Origin of the sequence: Mesorhizobium sp. M1A.F.Ca.IN.020.06.1.1 (assembly GCF_004023265.1) — a bacterium.
Lineage (GTDB): Bacteria > Pseudomonadota > Alphaproteobacteria > Rhizobiales > Rhizobiaceae > Mesorhizobium.
Genome location: NZ_RZSR01000716.1, coordinates 1 through 3167, shown reverse-complemented (window position 1 = coordinate 3167; position 3167 = coordinate 1). Strand labels below are relative to the sequence as shown.

Annotated in this window: 2 protein-coding genes; one reads left to right on the top strand and one right to left on the bottom strand. The window is 63.2% G+C overall.

What is annotated here, in order from left to right; genetic code table 11:
* Positions 1-606: GNAT family N-acetyltransferase (locus EOA60_RS25625; RefSeq protein ID WP_128312101.1), on the top strand; the 606-nt coding region annotated here is incomplete at its 5' end.
* 54 nt (positions 607-660) lie between these two features.
* Here EOA60_RS25625 and EOA60_RS25620 read toward each other — a convergent pair.
* Complete coding sequence (locus tag EOA60_RS25620) at positions 661-2865, bottom strand: exopolysaccharide transport family protein (protein ID WP_095824731.1); 2205 nt, start codon at positions 2863-2865, stop codon at positions 661-663.
* Positions 2866-3167: the final 302 nt, after the last annotated feature.

The following is a 3167-nucleotide window of genomic DNA, read 5'->3' as shown; positions in this document are numbered from 1 at the left end:
GGCAGCTTCCGCCGTATCGAGGGGCGAAGCCGCAAGGAGGTTGACAGGTTGCTCGACGCTTTCTTCGACATGAAGCAGGCGCGCTTCGCCAAGATGGGCATCGCCAACGTGTTCGGCGATGAAGGCGTGCGCGCCTTCTTCCGGGCGCTGTTTGCCGATGCGCTTGCCGAGCAGGAGCCATCCTTCCTGCTGCACGGGCTGGAGGTAGCGGGAAAACTTCGCGCCGTTACCGGCTCCAGCCGCTCAGGCAAGCGCCTGATCTGCGAGTTCGGCGCGATCGCCGAGGATGATCTCGCCTTCACCAGCCCCGGCGACTTCCTGTTCTTCGACAACATCCAGGAAGCCTGCGAGCAAGGCTTCGACCTCTATGATTTCTCGGTCGGCGACGAGCCCTACAAGCGGCTCTGGTGCGACATTGAGGTCCGGCATTTCGAGGTGCTGATGCCGCTGACGCTGAAAGGTCGCGTGCTAGCCACAGGGCTGCGGCAAGGCGCGCGGGCGAAGGCCTTCATCAAGAACAATCCGACGGTGTGGACACTGACCAAAAGCTTGCGCCGGAAGGCTGCCGGACAGGCCGCCCCTATTGTTGCCGAGGACGACGCCTGACCGTCGTCCGTCAGCCCGAGACTCAAATCCGAGGGCTTCGCGGGCGATATCTGTTCAGGCCGCCGACCGGCGTCCGGGCAACGGATCTCCCGGTTCATGGCCAACCGGCGTGACTAGCGTGACGTCCGGATAGCCGTTCTCGATCAGCTTGACCGCCGCCTGCGTGACCTCGTCATCGGCTTCGAGCATCGACAGGAAGACTTCCGTGCCATCGCCAACCAGGCGGCTGATGCCTTGTGCGTCGGCAGGGCCGCATTCGACGACGACGAGGTCGTAAGCCGTGGTCAGCGACTGCATGATGATCGGCAGCCGGTCGGCGGCGCGCATGGCGCGGATAGGATCGGCGGTACCGACCGGAATCACATGCGCGTCCGAATAGAGATCGGGATGGATGACGTCGCTGAACTGCGCCTCGGAGGCCAGCAGATTGGTGATGCCGGGAAGCAGTCCGCTGTCCAGCATCGGGCGCGAGGCGGCGCCCGAGGCGGTGAGATCGAGCAGGAGCACCCGGAGGCCCGCATCCGACACTTCGCGCGCCACCAGCACGGCGGTGGCGGCGGCCTCGTCACCTTCCGGGGAGACAAAGATGGCGCGCGCGGCACCCGAGGCAATCAGCTTTTCCGCCGCCTTCTCGACATCGATCTCGCCAAGTCTCGGCTGCCATGACCGGCGCGCTTCGGGCTGTGCCGGGTCTGGTGGATCTACCGGCTCGGCAGGCGCTGCCTCCATGACGGTGCCCTGCCCGATCCGCTCGTCAGCGACCGAATCGTCGCTAGCTTCATCTTCGGCATCGGCGAGCGCCGGTTCGGTGCGCGCCACCGGCATCGCCACCTGTTCGATCGGCTCGAATCGGGCTCCGGCGGCCGGACGCATGGCACGGCCGGAGAACAATTCCCTCAGAAGCGTGCTGATCGCCATCAGCAGGAGCGACGCGGCGGCGGCGGCACCAGTGATCGGGCCGATCTTCGGGAAATACGGTTCGGTCGGCACCTGTGCTTTCGAAAGCAGACGGGCGTCGACCGGCAGATAGTTGCGGTCCGCGCGCGAAGCCGCCTCGCGGTAGCTTGCCATATAGGATTCGAGCTGCTGGCGCTGGGCATTGGCGTCGCGCTGCAGCGCATCGAGCTCCACCTGCTGCTCGCCGGCACGGGCCGAAGCGGCTTTCAGCGTGTTGACCTCCTGGACCAGCTGGTCCTCACGAGCTTTGGCGGTCTGTGCCTGAGTCGCCAATCCCTTGAGGATCTTCTGCGCCTCGTTGCGGATCTGGCCATTGAGATCGGCAAGCTGCGACTTCAGCGCCCGGATGCGAGGATGGTTGTCGAGCAGCGTCGTCGACAGATCGGCAATATTGGTCCTGAGCTCTACCTGCCGCTCGAGCAGGCGCTGGATCAGCTCGGAAGACAGAACTTCCGGCACGCTGTCCAGCGTGCCGCCATTCTGCAGCGCCTTGCGCACGCTGTCAGCGGTCGCCTCTGCGGCGGCGCGATGGGCGCGCACCCGGGAAAGCTCGCTCGACAGTTCCGAGAGCTGCTGCGTCGCGAGCACCGAATTGTTGCCGCCCATCAACAGGTCGGATTGCGCGCGATAGGCGGCAACCTTGGCTTCGGCATCCTTCACCCGATTCTGCAGATCGGTGATTTCCGGGCCGAGGAAGCCTGTGGCGGCGGTGTTCGATTCCATCTTCGCACTGCCTTTTGAGGCAAGGTAGGCCTGCGCAATGGCGTCCGCGACCTGGGCGGCGAGCTTTGGATCGTTCGAGGAGAACTCAACGGCAATTACGCGGGATTTTTCAACGCCGTAGACGTTGAGCTTATCGTGCATTGCCTTGAGCACGCGCTCTTCCGGCGGGATGTCGAAGGGATCGCTCTTCAGGCCGACAAGCACAAGCGCGCGACTGAGCGCCGACATCTTCAGCGCTTCGTCGAATTCCGGCAGTTTTTCCAGGTTGAGGTCCGAGGCAACCTTCTTGAGGATATCGGGCGAGGACATGATCTGGACTTCGGTGGCTACAGCCTCCTCATCGGTCGCCGGCTTGTCGTCGCTGGTTGTGCCGGCCGGCCGCGTGAAGATCGATTCGCGCGGCCCGATCTCCAGCTTGGCCACTGCCTTATATTGCGGCGTGGCCAGCCAGGCGAAGGCAAACGCCAGCCCGGTGACGACAAGCGTGACGAGAACAATGCGCAGCCAATTCCTCGCCAGGCTGGCGAAGAGCTGTCTCAGGTCGACATCGACATCTGCGGCCGCGGACTGAACGGACATGCATCCTGCTCCGAACTTTGAGTCGAGGATGGACCGTAAACAACTATGGTAACGCAGCCGTTAAGATCAGGATGCGTACTTTTTAGAACGCACTCAAAGAACGTCCTGCGAAAGCAATAGAACAATTGGCTTTTTTGCCAGCAGCCGATGAGTCTAAGGCCCATCCTTTACCGACCATTAACCCTAACAGGATGATAACGGGCGCACTTCCTGGGGTTGGCCGCCTCACCGGTGGCGAGAGCGACGAAGGTTCGTGTCCGATCATGAAAAGCACTGCTCATCTCTTTCGCGCCATGCTCGCC